We start from the raw sequence: 16,437 nt of genomic DNA on the forward strand, positions 1-16,437 counted from the left end.
CGGACCGCCATGGGTATCCTCGCGAACATCTTCACTTGGTGGAACGGCGCCACCTTCGGCACCTGGATGGGCCTGCGCGGCATGGCGAAGGTCGGTTCCGATCATCTCGGCAACGTCTATTATCAGGGCGGCAAGGATACCGCGGGGCAGCCGCGCCGCTGGGTCATCTATTCCGGCTCGAACGATGCCAGCCGCGTGCCGCCCGACTGGTTCAGTTGGCTGCACCACCAGATCGAGGGGACGCCCGACGAATCGCTGCCGCCGGTGCGCCAGTGGCAGCAGGCCCCGATCGAGAACCAGACCGGCACCGCGCTCGCCTATCGTCCGCCCGGCGTGCTCGACAAGGGCGGCGCGCGGGTCCGCGCCACCGGCGATTATGAGGCGTGGAACCCCGACGCATGACCCCGCGCCGCTGGCTGGTCGGGCTGGCGATCGTGGTGGCGGCGGGGCTGATCGGCTGGCTGGGCTGGACGCGGTGGCAGGATAGCCGCACCGCCGCCGCACCGGTCGCCGCCGAGGTCGCCGTGCCCGATGCCGCGCGTCCGCGCACCGGTGGTGGTACCGAAGTGGTCAGCGTCGACACCGGGCTGGACGAACGGCTGCTGGCCGGTGCCACGCCGATGGCGCAGCGCGTCGCGGTGGTCGGGTTGCTCAACAAGCGCAACGGCGAAACCCGCGACCTGACGCTGAAACCCGGACAGGCGACGCGGGTCGGCGACGTCGTCGTCCGCCTGCGCGCGTGCGAGCGCACCGCGCCGTGGGAGCAGGAGCAATATACCGGCGCGTTCGTGCAACTGGACGTGCGCGGCGCCGACACCAAATGGCGGCGGGCGTTTTCGGGCTGGCTGTTCAAGGAACGGCCGGCACTGAACGTCGTGCTCCACCCGATCTACGACGTGTGGCCCAAGAGCTGCACGATGTCCTTTCCCGAGGGAGGGCCGGAAACCGTATCGGCAGGCGGCGGCGCGCCACCGTCGCCAACCGCCAGGCGGTCGAGCGCACCGAAGTCGGCACCGGTGACGACACCGGCCGAATCGACCCCGATCGCGTCGGACAACAACGCTGAATAGCGCGCGCGGGGTATCTCGACCGCGCCCATCGATTCGAGATGGTCGGTCTGGAACTGGCAGTCGAGCAGCCGGTAGCCGCCCGCCCGCAGCCGCGCGACGAGCCACGCCAGCGCGACCTTGGAGGCGCTAGGCGCGCGGCTGACCATGCTTTCGCCGAAGAACGCACCGCCGATCGCAAGGCCGTACAGGCCGCCCGCCAGCCGATCGCCGTCCCACACCTCGACCGAATGGGCGAAGCCCAGCGCGTGCAGTTCGAGGAAAACCGCTTCGATCGGTCCGTTGATCCATGTTTCGGTGCGATCGGCGGCGCTTTCGGCGCACAGCGCGAGAATGTCGGCAAAGGCGCGGTCGGCGGTGACGCGGTAGCGGTCGCGCACGATCAGCTTGCGCAACGTGCGCGACAGGTGAAACCCGTCGAGCGGGAGGACGCCGCGATATTTCGGCTCGACCCAATAGACGCCGGGCGCGTCGCGCGTATCGGCCATCGGGAAGATCCCGGCGGCATAGGCGCGCAGCACCATTGCCGGGTCGAGGCGGTCGCTATCGCTCACAGGGCCGCACCGGTCGCGAACAACGGCTGGCCGTGCGACGCGGCGATACGAAGGGCAGGGGCGGTCGGCATGGCCGGCCCACCCTATCACCCCGCATCGCCGCGTCGAGGCGCTATCGGTTCATTTCCCCGCCAGCGCGCGGGCGATCGGTTCGATCATGTCCTCGGGGATGCGCCGGGCGATGACCGGCATCGTCGCCTGGCTCTTGCGCGCGTCGACCACTTCCTTCTCGCCACGCCAGTTGCGCAGTCGATCCGCGATATAGTTCGCGCGCTGCCCGTCGATCACCGGATAGCGGTTGGCCATGCCCGGCGTGTGGCAACTGCGACAGGCGGGGAGCTGCTGGTCGGGCAGGCCGCGCTCGATGATCCGCAGCGCCGCCGCATCGCGCGTCGGCCGCACGGCACCGCCGATCCCGTTCGGCATCGCCGCGAAGCGACGGGCAAGCGCGACCCGTTCCTCGGGCGTCAACTGCGCGGCGGCGTTGCCCATCACCGCGCTCTGGCGGCGGCCGGTGGCATAGGCTTCGAGTGCTGCGGCGAGATAGCCCGGGTTCTGCCCGGCAAGGACCGGAATATCCTTTTGTCCCCGGCCCAGCCCGTCGCTGCCATGGCATCCCGCACAACTGTCGAACCGGCCGTTCGCCGCGCCGAACCCCTGCGCATTGCTGCCGGCGAGCAGGCGATATTCCTGCGGGCTCATCGTCGGCAGGCGGCGGACGAACGCGACCATGCGCCGCACCTCGTCGGGCCGGTCCTTCGCACCCCATGCCGGCATGCCACTGAACTTCACGCCATGTTCGAGGATCCAGTAGAGCTGCTTGTCGGTCCACTCCTTGGCGTTCTTCGCCAGATCGGGCGCGGGTGGCGTGGCCTTCTGCATCAACGGCAGCGGCCGGACGCCCGGCGCGCCGTGGCACGACGCGCAGGACGTGGCGTAATAGCCTGCCGCGCTCACCAGTCCGCTGGCGTCGGCGGCATCGTCGGGCACGCTCAGCGCGGCGCGGGTCTGCACCGAATTGCGCATCACCCAGTGCAGGAACCAGTCGGTGACTGCCCAGTGCCCCGACGAGGCGGCGACATTGAACGCCCCCGACCACGCATAGGCCATGCCGAGCGCGAAGAGGCCCAGCAGCGTCACGATCGCGCGCTTCCACGTCAGACGGATGGTCATGGCTGCGGCTCCGGTTGACGTAGCAGCGTCGCGAGAAGCGCTAAGCCGCCGAGGAAATAGCTGGCCGCCCCGACCATCAGCATCACGACGCCCCCCAGTTGCTGATCGGCGAGCGGATCGTGCATCCCATGCTCCATCGCGGGATAGAGCGGGCGCGGGGCAAGGCCGATCAGCGCGCCGAGCAATGTCATGTGCATCGAGGTGAGCAGCAGCGCACCAACCCCGCCCGCACGCCGGTCACGCCCGGTGCCGAGCACGGCGGCCCAGAGCAGCAGCCCGGCGGCGAGGAACGATGCCTGTTCGACGACCATCGCCACGATCGACCGGTCGGCGAGCAGGCGCAGCGCGGGCAGGTGCCAGCCCCATACCGTCACCAGCTCGACCAGCGACATGCCAAGCGGGGTGACGATCGTCGGCCAGCGCCGTGCCGGGTCGAACCGCCCGTCGCTCAGGCCGAACGCGATCAATGGCGCGGCGACCGCGACCGCGATCATATGCCCCGCCATATGGCCGACCATCCCCGCCTGCGCCGCCGCCAGCCAGCCGGCAGGCAGCAGCGCGCCGCCGGTCACGAGCGCGGCGCGCTTCACCGGCAATCCGTCAGAAACAGCACCGGCGCGGCGGTGAACAGCACGCCGACGAAGCTCAGCGCCGCCAGCAGCACGGTCGAGAAGGCGAGGAAGCGAATCCGGTCGCGGTCGGTGCTCTCCTCGTGCGGGGGATCGTCGCCGGGCACCCGCGATTGCAGATGCGCGACGATCCCCGCCGCGAGGATCACCGCCAGCGCGGCGAGCGTGCCGACGGCGTAGAGGATGGGAAATCGCGGAAAACCGCCGACCTTCGCGCAATGAATCGCCGCCCACAGATAGGAGAAGAGGAAATGCACCGCCCACGCGACCGGCGGCACGATCAGCGACCACAAAGTGACTTTCAGCCGGCCGACCATGCCATGCAACCCGCGTTTCATGCGACCCCCGGGAACAGGCCGATCGTCGCATAGGTGACGATGGCGGTGAGCGCCATGAAGTGCTGATAGACGGTGATGTTGCGCAGATCGGCGTCATAGCGCGGCGTCATCCGCCCGGCGATGCTGCGCGCCAGCGTGTAGCCCTGCATGATCGCGCCGATCCCGGCATGGGCGGTGGTCCAGATCACCAGCACCCACACGATCGCGGGATAACTGTGCAGTTCGGGGTCGAGCCCGGTCGTCAGCGGCCCCTGCAACCCTGCCCAGATGCCACTCAGGCTGGCGGCAATACCGAGCGCGAGCAGCCCCCGTGCCGCACCTACGCCGCCACGCCGGTTGAACCCGCGCGCGCCCACCGTCGCCAGCCAGCTCGCCGCCGCCAGCGCCAGCGCGACCATCGGCCAGAAGGTGCCCGGCCCATCCATGCCCGGACCCGAGGGCGGAAATTCGGGATGCACCGTCCAGAAGAAATAATAACCGAACACCAGCCCCGAAAAGGCGGTCGCATCGGCCATCATCGTGATGAACATCGCCCACCATCCAGGGGCCGCCGAGCCGGAGACATAGAGCGGCAGCTCGATGCCATGGCCGATCGGCTTGCTGTCCTTCTCCGGGATTTCGGCGGTGCCGGTCCACAGCCAGTAGAGGACGCAGCCCAGCGTCACGAACGCCCCGGCGAGCGACCACCAGTAGAGGTGATAGGTGGTGAGGATGAACACGCTGCCCAGCGCGACGGCGGTCATCATCGGCACCCAGCTCGGCGTGCCGAGCCGGACGACATAGAGCGGGCGCGCGTCGAGCACGCTCGTCACGATCGTCTCACGCCGGCCTTCCTCGGCATCGGCTAGGAAGAAGCGACCCTCGTCGACCTTCTTCACGAAATCCTTCTGGTCCCAGATCGGGTAGCGGCTCTCGATCAGCGGGACCGAACGGATGCCCCAATCCTCGTCATCGGGATGCGCCAGCCATTCGAGCGTGCCGGCGTTCCACGGATTGCGCACCGCCTTGGCCCGCCACGGCGAGCGCGCGAGGTCGATGCAGACGATCAGCGTGCCCAGCGCGAACAGATAAGCCCCGGCGGTCGACGCGAGGTTCAGCCAGCCGATGCCGAGTTCGGCCGGATAGGTGAACACCCGGCGCGGCATGCCGAACAACCCACTGAAGTGCATCGGGAAGAAGGTGAGGTTCGCGCCGACGAACAACATCCAGAACGCGGTGCGCCCCATCCGGTCCGACAGTTTTTTGCCGGTAATCAGCGGCCAGTAATAATACAGCCCGCCAAACAGCGGCAGCAACGTGCCGCCGATCAGCACGTAATGCAGATGCGCGACGACGAAATAGGTATCATGCGCCTGCCAGTCGAACGGGGCGATCGCGACCATCACCCCGGTGAGGCCGCCGATCACGAAGACGGCGAGGCTGCCCGAGGCATAGAGCAGCGGCGTCGACCATTTGACCTTGCCCGCCCATAGCGTGGCGATGAACGCGAAGATCTGGATTCCCGTCGGAATCGCCACCGCTTCGGACGCGGCGGAGAAGAAGGCGAGGCTGATCTTGGGCAGGCCGGTCGCGAACATGTGGTGGACCCAAAGGCCGAACGACAGGAACGCGGTGCCGACCGCCGCCAGCACGATCCACGGATAGCCGAGCAGATGGCGCTGGGCGAAGGTCGGGATCATCATCGCGAACAGCGCGATCGACGGCAGGAACACGATATAGACCTCGGGGTGGCCGAAGATCCAGAATAGGTGCTGCCACAGCAGCGGATCGCCGCCACGCGCCGCATCGAAGAACGGCCAGTTGAGCAGCCGCTCCATCTCGAACAGCACGTCGCCCGCGATCAGCGGGGGGAAGGCGAACAGGATCATCACCGCGACGACGAGGATATACCACGCATAGAGCGGCATCAGGTTGAGCCGCATTCCCGGCGGCCGGCATTTCAGCACGCCGACGATCAACTCGACGGCGGCGGCCACCGACGACACTTCGATGAAGCTCAGCCCCAGCATCCAGATGTCGGCACCGAGGCCGGACAGGTCGGTACGGGTGGTAAGCGGCGGGTACATGAACCACCCGCCATCGGGCGCGGCGTTGAAGAAGATCGATCCGCCGACGAACACCCCGCCGATCAGGAACGACCAGTAACCGAACGCCGACAGCCGCGGAAACGGCAGGTCGCGCGCGCCGAGCAACTGCGGCAGGAGGATGATCGACACCGCCTCGAACATCGGCACGGCGAACAGGAACATCATCATCGAGCCGTGCAGCGTGAACAACTGGTTGAAGCTGTTCGCCGAGACGAGGTCGTTGTCGGGCACCGCCAACTGGGTGCGCATGATGAGCGCCAGCACGCCCGCGAACAGCATGAAGCCGAACGCGGTCAGCGTGTACCACGCGCCGACGCGGTTGTTGTTGCAATCGGTCCAGCGCAGGAAAATGCCCTGCGGTGCTTTCCACACCGCACGCAGCCGTTCCTCCTGCGCGGCGCGGAGCGCGGGATCGTCTTGCGCGTGGAGGCTCATTTCAGACTTTCCAGATAGGCGGCGATCGCCTGCGCCTCGGCGGGCGGCAGATGAGTGTAGGCGGGCATCCGCGCGCCGGGCTTCACCGACGGCGCGTTCAGAATGAAGGCGACCAGCGCCTCGCGGGTCATCGGCTGCGTTCCCGCGCCAAGCGAGGTGCGGCTGCCGAAGTGGGTCAGGTCGGGCGCGATCCGCGCCACCGCTTCGGTGCCGGCGATCGCATGGCATCCGGCGCAGCCATCGGCGACGAACGCCTGCGCCCCGGCCGCCGCGACGCTGCCGGCAGGCGGCACGATCGCCGGGCGGCGCTCGGCGGCGAGCCATGCGTCGAACGCCACCGGCTCCATCGCCACGACGTCGAACGCCATCAGCGCGTGGCTGAGCCCACAGAATTCGGTGCAGACGCCGCGGAACTTGCCCGGCTTCGTCGCGCGGACCACCAGCCGGTTGGTGCGGCCGGGGATCATGTCCATCTTGCCGGCAAGACCGGGAATCCAGAAGCTGTGGATCACGTCACCGGCGGTCAGGTCCAACTGCACGGTGCGGCCCACGGGGATGCGGATTTCGTTCGCTGACATGACCGGCGCGGCACCGGGCGGCTGGTAACGGACCGCCCACCAGAATTGCTCGCCCTCCACCGCGATCCGCAGATCGCTGTCGGCCACGGGCAAGGGGCGCATCGCCGGCAGGCTGTAGAGCAGCAGCGACAACAGCACGACCACCGGCACGACCCCGCCGAGCCAGCCGACCATGCGCATGCCGCCCGACAGTGTCAATTTGCCTTCGGGCGCGCGGACCGCCGCGATCATCAGTCCGGCGACGCCGGCGGCGATGGCGACCGCGCCGACAAGCATGATGATGGTCAGGTGGCGAACGGTCGCCGCCTCCTCGCCAAATACCGTCAACGCCGACTGATGCCGGTTGCACGCGCCAAGCGCGGCGAACGCCGCTAATCCGATTGAGGCGCTGAACCGCCGCATGATCCCCCTTCGTGCCGCTCCATTGGGGTATACGGCACGGCAGCGAAACGAGTATTGCCGCCTAGCGTTCCATCACGATCGCGATTGGACCGGGACGTACCGGAACATGCAGCCGGTCGGCGACCGCCGGGCGCGCGGTCACGCCGGCCGCCATGGCAGCATCATGCCAGCCAGCCCCCGGTGAATCCGGCCCGCCCCAGCCCGCGCCGGATATGCGGATTGCGGCGCATGACGTCCCAGATCATTCCCGACCGGCGGTTCTCGATCCCCAGCACGATCGGCCCCTGATCGATGCCGAGATAATCGCCGTCGACCCAGCCGATACCCGGCACGATCCGCCCATGCTGCAACGGCCGGTCGCTGCGGGTCAGCGTCGGGTTGAACGAATCGCGAAAGCCATATTGGTCATAGATGCCCGCGCCATAGCGCGCGTGCATCTTCGCGATCATCGGCTCGACGATCTCGGGCGCGAACGCGATCGATCCGAGCGCAGCGGTGGGCGCGATCGTGCCATCGTCGCGTTCGCCCGGACCGCGCGCCGAATAGCTGAAGAACTCGCGCGGGCTTCCATCGATGGTCACGGTGAAGTCGCCCGGCCCGTCACAGGCGGTCAGCCCCCAGCAGTCGGGGCCATAGCCGATCTTGCGCCCCGGATTCTCGATCGCATAGGCGCGCTGGGCATGGGTCGCGCGGCGGCTGTTCTCGAAATAATCGATGCCCTTGGACGCGATATAGGGGTCGCGGATACCGCGGAAATCGACCCACATATGGCTGTACTGATGCCCGAACAGCGGCGCGAATTGCAGGTGTGGCTCACCCCAGCGATTGCCCCAGCTCGCCTCGAACCGCTTGGTCAGCGCGCCCCAGGTGGCGGGCGGTAGCGGATGCGTCGGGCTGGCCAGCGCCAGCACGTACAGGATCATCCCTTCGTTATAGATGTCCCAGTCGGACCGGATGAAGCCAGTCTCGGGATGCCAGCCCATCGACACGAACGTGCCACGCGGGGTGATCCAGTCCCATTCGACCGCGCGGTAAAGCTGTTCGGCCAATGCCCGGATCCGTGATTCCTTGGGATCGGCACGATCGAACCAGCTTTGCGCGAACAGCACGCCGCCGAGCAGCAGCGACGTGTCGATCGTCGACAATTCGGTCCGGCCGAAGCGCGTGCAGGTCTTCGCATCGAGGAAGTGGTAGAAGAAGCCCTTGTGCCCGCTGGTGCCGGACGCGGCGGGGCCGCTCGGCGCGCGCGCGAAGAATTCCAGCGTCGCGAGCGTGCGGTCGCGGTTCTGGTCGCGGGTGATCCAGCCATGTTTCTCGCCGACGCCATAGCTGGTCAGCGCGAAGCCGACCGCCGCGATCGAGGCGAAGCTGGGCGTCGGCCAGCGATCGGGCGCTAGCCCGGTCACGGGATCGGTCGTGTCCCAGAAAAAGCGGAACGCGCGTTCCTGCACATCGGACAGAAGATAGGGGGTGGCGAGCGCGCCCATGCCGCCCGGCGCGGCGCATGCCCCGACGATCGCGGCGCTGCCGGCGGCGAGGAAGTGGCGGCGGTCGATCATGGGTTGGCCTTACGTCCATATAAAAAAGCCGGATCGGGCAAGGGGGGCGCCCGATCCGGCAGGAAGGGAAAAGATCAGAAGCGATAGCCGACGCGGAACTGAATACGCCGGGGCAGGGTGAGCAGGTCGCGGCCGATTCGCGCCGAATCGAGCGTGTCGACCGGCCGGCCGGTCGCCGGGTTGACCTGGTTGTTGAAGAAGTCGTCGAAGCCCGAGAAGTTGTTGTTGTTGAAGGCGTTGAGCAGATCGATCGCAATCTCGGTCTCGCCGCCCAAAATCTTCAACTTGTTCGCCAGCGTGAGGTTGACCTCGCAGAACGCGAACACGCCCTTGATGCAGTTCTTGTCGGGATAGCGGGCGCTGAACTCGTTGAAGCCCGACGTCGCGCCGTTCGTGCCGTCGGTGACGCGGAACGCCTGACCGCTGCCGAACGTGCTGAGCGTCGAGAACTGGAAGCCCAGCGGCAGGTCGACGATGCCCGACAGGACCAGCCGGTGCCGTTCGTCGCCGTCGCGCGGCCGCCAGCCGTAATCGTCGGGGGTGACGGCATCGAGGCTGAAGAGATCGCCGCCGTTCTGCTCGCCCTTGGACAGCGTATAGGCGATGTTCACGCCCCAGCCCGAGGTCTGGGTATAGGGCTTGTCGGCAGTGACATAGAGCGCCTTGTACCGGGTATCGAGCCCGTCATAGCCGATCAGCGCGTTCGAGAAGCCGAACGGCACCAGCGGCGCGGTATCGCAGCACGGGCCGGTGCCGGCGTTGCGCCGCGTGGCGAACAGGTTGGTGTAGCCGTTGCGGCCGCGCTGATACGACCCCGTCACCGCGAACTGCCACCGGCCGACCTGCTGGCGGACGCCGAGGCTGACCTGATCGTTGACCGGCGGCTTGGTGTCGTTCTTGACCGCGAACAATTCGGGCAGGCCGCTGGTCGACGTTGCGCGCAGTTCGAGCAGCCCCTCGCGCGTCAGGTAGCGCGGATTCCAGACGACGGTCTGCAGTCCGTTGCGCGGCTGGCCATCGCGCGAGAAGCGGAACACGCCGATCGGATTGATCGTGCGCGACTGTTCGTCGACGGTGTTGTTGAAGTTGTTGCGATCGTAATAGCGTCCGAACCCGCCGAACACGACGGTCGTGGCGTCGTCCTTGATGTCGTAGGAGAAGCCGAAGCGCGGCGCGAACGCCCCGGCGAATGGCTTGCGATTGCTGCCGGTGCTGATGTAGTTTTCGGGATCGAAATAGCTGGTCGCGGGCAACGCACGGAGCGCCGCTGCGGCGTTCGCCGACGTCACGAAATCATTGTTGTTGCCGTTGGTTTCGTAATCCCAGCGCAGGCCGAGGTTCAGTTGCAATCGGTCGGTCACGTCCCAGTCGTCCTGGACGTACAGGCCGACCTGGGTGTTCGACCCACGCACCGTGCCGTTGCCAAGCCCCAGCCGCGCCTCGGCGGGGAAGCTGAAATCGGTGTCGTTGGCGAGGTTGGTGTTGGGGTTCTCGACCGTATCGATGCGGAAGGTATAGCCCGGTTGCAAGAAGGCGAGGTTCGAGAATTCGATGTCCGTCACCTCGACCCGCGCGCCGACCTTGATCGCGTGATTGTCGATACCCGAATAGGTGAAGTCGTCGCGCAGCGTATAGCCCTGCTGGATTTCCCGCCGCGATGCCTCGCGCCCGCCGAACTGCAACACCGTGTCATAGTTGAAGCTCGACTGACCCGGATTCAGCGACGTCGGGCTGAAATTATAGTTCAGATAGTTGAGGTTGACTTCATTGATGAAGCTGTCGCCACGATAGGTCCATTTGAGCAGATAGGTTTCGACCGTGTTCCGCTTGTTTTCCGCGAATTCATAGGCGACGTTGCCGCCGAACCCCTGGATGTCGGTTTCCTCGCGACGGCTGTACGACAGGTCGAACGTCTGCGCATCGTCCGGCGTGAAGGTCAGCTTGCCGAAATAGAAATCGCCCCGGAACGGGCTGACGAAATTGCCTTCGAACTCGCTGATCCGGCGGCCCGATGCCGCCTCGAACGCCCGGATATTGTCCGCCGTACCGGTCGAATCAACGATGAACGCGCGGTCCTGATCGTTGCCTTCATACGCGCCGAAGAAGAACAGCTTGTCCTTGATGATCGGGCCGCCGAGCGACACGCCATATTGTTTGCGCTCGAACGCCGGCTTGTCGCGGCCGTTGATGCGGTCGAGGTAGCTGCGCTCGGTCAGGCCCCGGTCGGTGTACTGGCCGAAGACCTCGCCATGGAAATCGTTGGTGCCCGATTTGGTGACGGCGGTGATGATCGCCGATCCGGCCTGCTCGTATTCAGCCTTATAATTCTGCGTCAGGACGCGGAATTCCTGCACCGCCAACTGGCCGAACGGGTTGCCCCGGCTGTTCTGCTGCCCGGCCACGCCGCCTTCGCGCAGCTTGTTCTTGAGCGACACGCCGTCGATAAACACGTTGACCTGCGAAGCGGTCGAGGCGCCGGCCTGAAACCCCTTGTTGGTTTCGCTGTCGTTGTAGCGCACGCCCGGCGCGAGCGCCGCGAACGACAGGAAGTTGCGATCGGTCTGCGGCAGGGTGCGGAGCTGTTCCTGCGTCACGTTGGTCGCGATCTCGCTGGTCCGGCTTTCGATCAGGCGGCTGCCGGTCACGACGATGACGTCGCTGTCGTCACCTTCGGCCGCAGGAGCGGCGGCGGTGCCGTCGGCGGCCGGGGCGGCGGCGGCGCCCAGCGTGATGTCGAGGCTGGCCGACTGGGCGATGCCGACGGTCGCTTCCTGCGACGCGCTTTCGCCGTTCGGGCCGGTGATCGCGATCGCATAGCCGCCCGGACGGATGCCGTTCAGCGTGTAGCGGCCATTGGCATCGGTGGTGGCGCGATAGCTCTGGTTCGTGCCGGCCGAGGTCGCGACGACGCTCGCCCCCGCCACCGCCGCACCCGACGCATCGCGCACCGTGCCGCGGATCGACGCGGTCGTTGTCTGCGCGGCGGCGGGCGCGATGGCCACCATGCCGCTGGCGAGCGTCGTCGCGGCGACCAGCGCCGCGCGGAACATCGACTTCTTCATGGAAATATTCCCCTTGCTGCCCGTGGGTCCGGGCCGTCCCTGGATGTCGTTGTCTCACGCACCACCAGGACCGGTGCGCGATGTTCGATGGAGCAGTCGTCGCCGCCGCCGATCAGGTCGATCAGGCGCGCGACCGCGCGTTCGCCGAGTCGCGCGATGTCGATGCGCAACGTGGTGAGGGCGGGCGAGATCAGGCGGGCGAGCGGTACGTCGTCGAATCCCGCGACCGCGATGCGGCCGGGTACATCGATCCCGGCACGCCGGAACGTCATCAGCAGGCCGATCGCCATCATGTCGTTGGCGGCGAACACCGCATCGACGTCGCCGTCGCGCGCGATCAGCCGTTCCGCCGCCGCGACGCCAGATTCCTCCAGAAAGGTCCCGCGCTCGATCATCGGTTCCAGGCCCGCGTCGGCCATCGCGGCGCAGTAGCCCGCGACCCGTTCGTCGGCGTCGATATTGCCCGCCGGGCCGGCCAGATGCAGGATGCGTCGCCGCCCGGTCGCGACCAGATGGTCGACCATCATCCGCGCGCCCGCGACATTGTCGATCCGCAGTTCGGGGCGGGGCTGGTGATGCGGCGCGCAGTTGACCAGCACGGTGGGGACGCCGGCGGGCATATGGCCGAACAGCCGGTCGGGATCGATATGCGGGGCCATCACCACCAGTCCGTCGACCCGACCGCGCATCGTGTGCAGCGCCTCGATCCCGCGTGCCGGATCGTCGTGCATGTTCGACAGCAGCAGTTGCAGGCCGCGCGCCGATGCCTCGCGGTCCATGCCGCGCAGCAGTTCGGAGAAGAATTCGCCGTGCAGGTCGGGCAGCACCACGCCGATCGCGTTCGATCGCGCGAGGCTGAGCGAGCGTGCCCCGGCATGCGGGATATATCCGAGTTGCGCGGCGGCGGCCTCCACCTTCTCCCGCAGCGCGGGGCGGACGTTGGTCAGGCCGTTCAGCACGCGCGATACCGATGCGACGGACACGTCCGCCACCCGGGCTACATCGCGGATCGTGGCATTCGCCATCGCCTTTGCAATCCACTCCCTGCGCCGCTGCGATTCGTACCAGCGGCTTTTCGTCGGCCGGATGCCGATCGCTCTTGATGTAACCGGTTACATCAAACTACAACGGGCTTCAACCAGGATTCGCATCGCCGCCGCTGACAGGCCGGCGGGCAGGCAGGAGAGGGGATCGCATGGAAGACATCCGCATTTCGCGGCGCGCACTGATGATGGGCGCAGGCGCCGTGGCGGCGTGGCAGGCATCGCCCGCGCGCGCGCTGCTGACGCAAGGGAACGCCACCGCGCTGCCCGCGTCGGTCGAGGCGCTGATCGGCCAGATGACGGTCGAGGAAAAGGCCGGGCAGTTGACGCTGATGGCTGCCGCATGGGCCGGGGGGGCGGCCAATGCGCTGAACCCGATCGGCGCGACCGCCACGTTCGACGAACAACTGGCGCAGGTGCGTGGCGGAAAGCTGACCGGCGTGTTCAACGGCAATGGCGCGGAAATGGCGCGGCGGATGCAGACGGTGGCGGTGCGCGAGGCGCGGCTCAAGGTGCCGCTGCTGTTCGCCGCCGACGTCATCCACGGTTTCCGCACCGTCTTCCCGATGCCGCTGGCCGAAGCGGGCAGCTTCGACCCCGACCTTGCCGAGCGCACCGCGCGCGCCGCCGCCGTCGAGGCATCGGCCGCCGGCATCGACTGGACCTTCGCGCCGATGGTCGACATCGCCCGCGACGCGCGCTGGGGCCGTGGGATCGAAGGGGCGGGCGAGGATATATTGCTTGGCAAGGTCATGGCCGAGGCGCGGGTGCGCGGGTTTCAGGGCCGACGCGGGCTGATGGCCGACGATGCGGTCGCCGCCTGCGCCAAGCATTTCGCCGCCTATGGCGCGGGCGAGGGCGGGCTCGACTATAATACCGTCGACGTGTCCGAACGGACTTTGCGCGAAACCTATTTCCCGCCGTTCCAGACCGCGTTCGCCGCCGGCGCGCCGACGACGATGGCGTCGTTCAACGAACTGTCGGGCGTGCCCGCCACCGCCAATCCGTGGCTGCTCGACACCGTGCTGCGCAAGGAATGGGGGTTCAGCGGCCTCGTCGTCTCCGATTATACCGGCGATGAGGAACTGATCGCCCACGGCTTCGCGGCGGACGCACGCGAGGCGACGAAACTGGCGTTCATGGCCGGCGTCGACATGTCGATGCAGTCGGGCTTCTACCTTACGCATCTCCCCGATCTGGTCGCGAAGGGCGAGGTGCCGATGGCACGGCTCGACCAGGCGGTGCGGCGCGTGCTGGCGATGAAGGTGCAACTGGGGCTGTTCGACAACCCGTTCCGCCGCATCGATCCGCGCCGCGAAAAGACGCGGGTGCGCACCCCCGAACACCTCAAGCTGTCGCGCGAGGCGGGGGCGAAGTCGATCGTGATGCTCAAGAACGACGGCGATCTGTTGCCGCTGCCAAAAACGGGCAAGCGCATCGCGCTGATCGGCCCGTTCGTGCAGGGCCAGCGCGAGCTGATCGGGACGTGGAACGTCTATGGATCGGACGCCGAGGCGGTCGACTTGCTGACCGGGGTGCGCGCGGCCGTCGCCGATCCGGCGCTGGTCAGCGCGGTCGATGGATCGGGCATCACCGATCCGATTCCCGGCGGCATCGACGCGGCGGTCCGCGCCGCCGCCGTTGCCGACATCGTCGTGCTGGCGATCGGCGAATCGCAACGCATGTCGGGCGAGGCGCAGTCGCGCACCGACATTGGCGTGCCCCAGGCGCAGCTCGATCTGGCGCAGGCAGTGCTTGCTACCGGCAAGCCGACGGTCGTGCTGCTGCGCAACGGTCGGGCGATGGTGCTGGCAAAGCCGGTGCTGGACGCGCGCGCGATCCTTGTTACCTGGTTCCTCGGCTCGCAGAGCGGCCCGGCGACCGCCGACATCCTGTTCGGCGACATGTCACCCTCGGCGCGCCTGCCGGTCAGCTTTCCCTATGCGACCGGGCAGTCGCCTTATTATTATGCGCACAAGACCACCGGCCGGCCCAATCCGCCGGGGCCGCTTGCCGAATACAAGGCGCGCTATCGGGAGGGGCCGAACGCCGCGCTGTTCCCGTTCGGGCATGGCCTGACCTATGGCCGGATCGCGTACAGCGACCTCGATCTCGGCGGCGGGCGGATGGCGCTCGACGGCACGCTCACCGTCCGCGCCCGCGTCACCAACAGCGGCACCCGCGCCGCGACCGAAGTGGTGCAGCTCTATATCCACGATGTCGCCGCCAGCATCACCCGCCCGGTGCGCGAGCTGAAAGCCTATCAGCGCGTCGCGCTGGCGCCCGGTGAATCGAAGCTGGTGACGTTCACGCTGAAACCTGCCGACCTCGCCTTCATCGGCACCGCCAACCGGCCGGTCACGGAGCCGGGCAGCTTCCGCCTGTGGATCGCGCCGTCTGCCGAAGCCGAGGGGGTGAACGGCAGCTTCACCGTCGCCTGAAGCATCGGGCATCCTTCGCGTCGGCCCGCGCGTTGGAGCGGTAACCAGACACGAAGGATGCCCCGATGACCGACAAGCAACCCAATCAGGCGATGCCCGACGAAAAGGGCGCGGCGAAACCCGACGGCGTCAATTCGACTCCCTCGGGCGGTCAGTCGAGCGGCGAGGCCTATCCCAATCCGCAGACGGGCAAGGAGGGTGGCCGGTTCGATGGCGGTCAGACGTTGAAGGATTATCACGGCGGCCCCGGCGGGGCCGACAATCAGGCCGCCGGGACCGACTGACCGGCGTCGTCATAGCCGAGGTCGCGGCTGATCGCCTGCGCGGTTGCCGCGACTTGCGGGCCGATCGCCGTGACCTTGTCCTGCGTCAGATATTGCGCGGCGGTGGCGATGCCGATCGCGGCGACGATCCCGCCGGTCACGTCGCGGATCGGTGCCGCGACCGAACGGATGCCGTCGTTGCCGATACTGTCGTGGATCACGTGCCCCCGCCGCGCATTGGTGCGCATGTCGGCGACCCATGCCTCGACCGCCGCATCCTCCGTACCGGGGCGGACGGCGTGATACAGCCGCGCCAGCCCGGCGGCGTCCTCGTCGAACAGCAGCGCCTTGCCGATCCCGGTCTGCGCCACCGGCCGCCGGTCGCCCGGCCGGGTCGATACCTCCAACCGCTGCCGCCCCGCCGCGCGGTCGAGGTGGAGCGAATGATCGCCTTCGCGCCGGCCGAGGAACACGCACAGCCCGCTATCCGCCGACAGCGCCTCCATTCGTGCCCGCGCGACACGGACGATGTCGATCCGGCGATGCGCGGTGAACCCCAGTTGCAGCAGCATCGGTCCCAGCGTCAGTTGGCCCTTCTCCCCCTGCGCGACATAGCCGCGCTCGACCAATGCCGCCGCCAGCCGGTGGGTGGTCGTCCGGCTGAGCCCCAGCATCCGCGCCAGTTCGGCGACGCGCAGCGGCGTGTCGCGCAGCGCCTCGACCAGATCCAGCCCGCGCATCAGCGTCTGCGTACCGCGCGATGCGGCGGAGGGTTCTTCGATGGGCTCGCTCATCGCGCGGTCCTT

General features: G+C 67.6%; 13 protein-coding genes and 1 pseudogene. 4 read left to right on the plus strand and 10 right to left on the minus strand.

What is annotated here, in order from left to right:
- Window positions 1-9 precede the first annotated feature (9 nt).
- Both LRA89_RS03580 and LRA89_RS20595 read left to right on the plus strand, forming a co-directional pair.
- Window positions 10-402: an NADH:ubiquinone oxidoreductase subunit NDUFA12 gene (locus LRA89_RS03580; RefSeq protein WP_056494079.1), complete on the plus strand. Its 393-nt coding sequence runs from the start codon at window positions 10-12 to the stop codon at window positions 400-402.
- Window positions 403-620: 218 nt separating this feature from the next.
- Window positions 621-854: pseudogene (locus tag LRA89_RS20595) on the plus strand (DUF2155 domain-containing protein); the annotation flags it as partial.
- 35 nt (window positions 855-889) lie between these two features.
- On the opposite strand, the gene aat reads toward LRA89_RS20595, so the two are convergent.
- The 9 genes from aat to LRA89_RS03630 form a co-directional block, all read right to left on the minus strand.
- Complete coding sequence (aat, locus tag LRA89_RS03590; RefSeq protein WP_230769224.1) at window positions 890-1,591, minus strand: leucyl/phenylalanyl-tRNA--protein transferase; 702 nt, start codon at window positions 1,589-1,591, stop codon at window positions 890-892.
- Window positions 1,592-1,741: 150 nt separating this feature from the next.
- Window positions 1,742-2,794, minus strand: a complete 1,053-nt coding sequence (locus LRA89_RS03595) for a c-type cytochrome (RefSeq protein ID WP_230769041.1) — start codon at window positions 2,792-2,794, stop codon at window positions 1,742-1,744.
- Window positions 2,791-3,384 carry a cytochrome c oxidase assembly protein gene (locus tag LRA89_RS03600; protein WP_230769042.1) on the minus strand — a complete coding sequence of 198 codons (594 nt, stop codon included), beginning with the start codon at window positions 3,382-3,384 and terminating at the stop codon, window positions 2,791-2,793. Before LRA89_RS03600 ends, LRA89_RS03595 begins: the two co-directional genes overlap by 4 nt.
- A complete protein-coding gene (locus tag LRA89_RS03605; RefSeq protein WP_055755655.1) occupies window positions 3,381-3,761 on the minus strand; it encodes a hypothetical protein in 381 nt (126 codons plus the stop codon). The genes LRA89_RS03600 and LRA89_RS03605 overlap by 4 nt, the downstream gene beginning before the upstream one ends.
- Complete coding sequence (locus LRA89_RS03610) at window positions 3,758-6,283, minus strand: cbb3-type cytochrome c oxidase subunit I (RefSeq protein ID WP_230769043.1); 2,526 nt, start codon at window positions 6,281-6,283, stop codon at window positions 3,758-3,760. Before LRA89_RS03610 ends, LRA89_RS03605 begins: the two co-directional genes overlap by 4 nt.
- Window positions 6,280-7,263, minus strand: coding sequence for a cytochrome c oxidase subunit II (coxB, locus tag LRA89_RS03615; protein ID WP_230769044.1), 984 nt, complete (start codon window positions 7,261-7,263; stop codon window positions 6,280-6,282). Before coxB ends, LRA89_RS03610 begins: the two co-directional genes overlap by 4 nt.
- A 161-nt stretch (window positions 7,264-7,424) precedes the next feature.
- Window positions 7,425-8,822 carry a glucoamylase family protein gene (locus tag LRA89_RS03620; RefSeq protein WP_230769045.1) on the minus strand — a complete coding sequence of 466 codons (1,398 nt, stop codon included), beginning with the start codon at window positions 8,820-8,822 and terminating at the stop codon, window positions 7,425-7,427.
- A gap of 74 nt (window positions 8,823-8,896) precedes the next feature.
- Window positions 8,897-11,884 (minus strand): TonB-dependent receptor, encoded by a 2,988-nt coding sequence (locus LRA89_RS03625; RefSeq protein WP_230769046.1) that lies wholly within the window; start codon window positions 11,882-11,884, stop codon window positions 8,897-8,899.
- Window positions 11,881-12,909, minus strand: a complete 1,029-nt coding sequence (locus tag LRA89_RS03630; RefSeq protein ID WP_055755665.1) for a LacI family DNA-binding transcriptional regulator — start codon at window positions 12,907-12,909, stop codon at window positions 11,881-11,883. The genes LRA89_RS03625 and LRA89_RS03630 overlap by 4 nt, the downstream gene beginning before the upstream one ends.
- 170 nt (window positions 12,910-13,079) lie before the next feature.
- On the opposite strand from LRA89_RS03630, the gene LRA89_RS03635 reads away from it, so the two are divergent.
- Both LRA89_RS03635 and LRA89_RS03640 read left to right on the plus strand, forming a co-directional pair.
- Window positions 13,080-15,368, plus strand: coding sequence for a glycoside hydrolase family 3 N-terminal domain-containing protein (locus tag LRA89_RS03635; protein WP_230769047.1), 2,289 nt, complete (start codon window positions 13,080-13,082; stop codon window positions 15,366-15,368).
- Window positions 15,369-15,433: 65 nt separating this feature from the next.
- Window positions 15,434-15,652, plus strand: coding sequence for a hypothetical protein (locus tag LRA89_RS03640; protein WP_230769048.1), 219 nt, complete (start codon window positions 15,434-15,436; stop codon window positions 15,650-15,652).
- On the opposite strand, the gene LRA89_RS03645 is transcribed toward LRA89_RS03640, so the two are convergent.
- Entirely contained in the window at window positions 15,631-16,425 is a 795-nt protein-coding gene (locus LRA89_RS03645) for an IclR family transcriptional regulator (protein ID WP_230769049.1), read from the minus strand. The genes LRA89_RS03640 and LRA89_RS03645 overlap by 22 nt on opposite strands.
- Between the last annotated feature and the right edge of the window lie 12 nt (window positions 16,426-16,437).

It is taken from the genome of Sphingomonas sp. Leaf4 (genome assembly GCF_920939515.1).
Taxonomy (GTDB): Bacteria; Pseudomonadota; Alphaproteobacteria; order Sphingomonadales; family Sphingomonadaceae; genus Sphingomonas.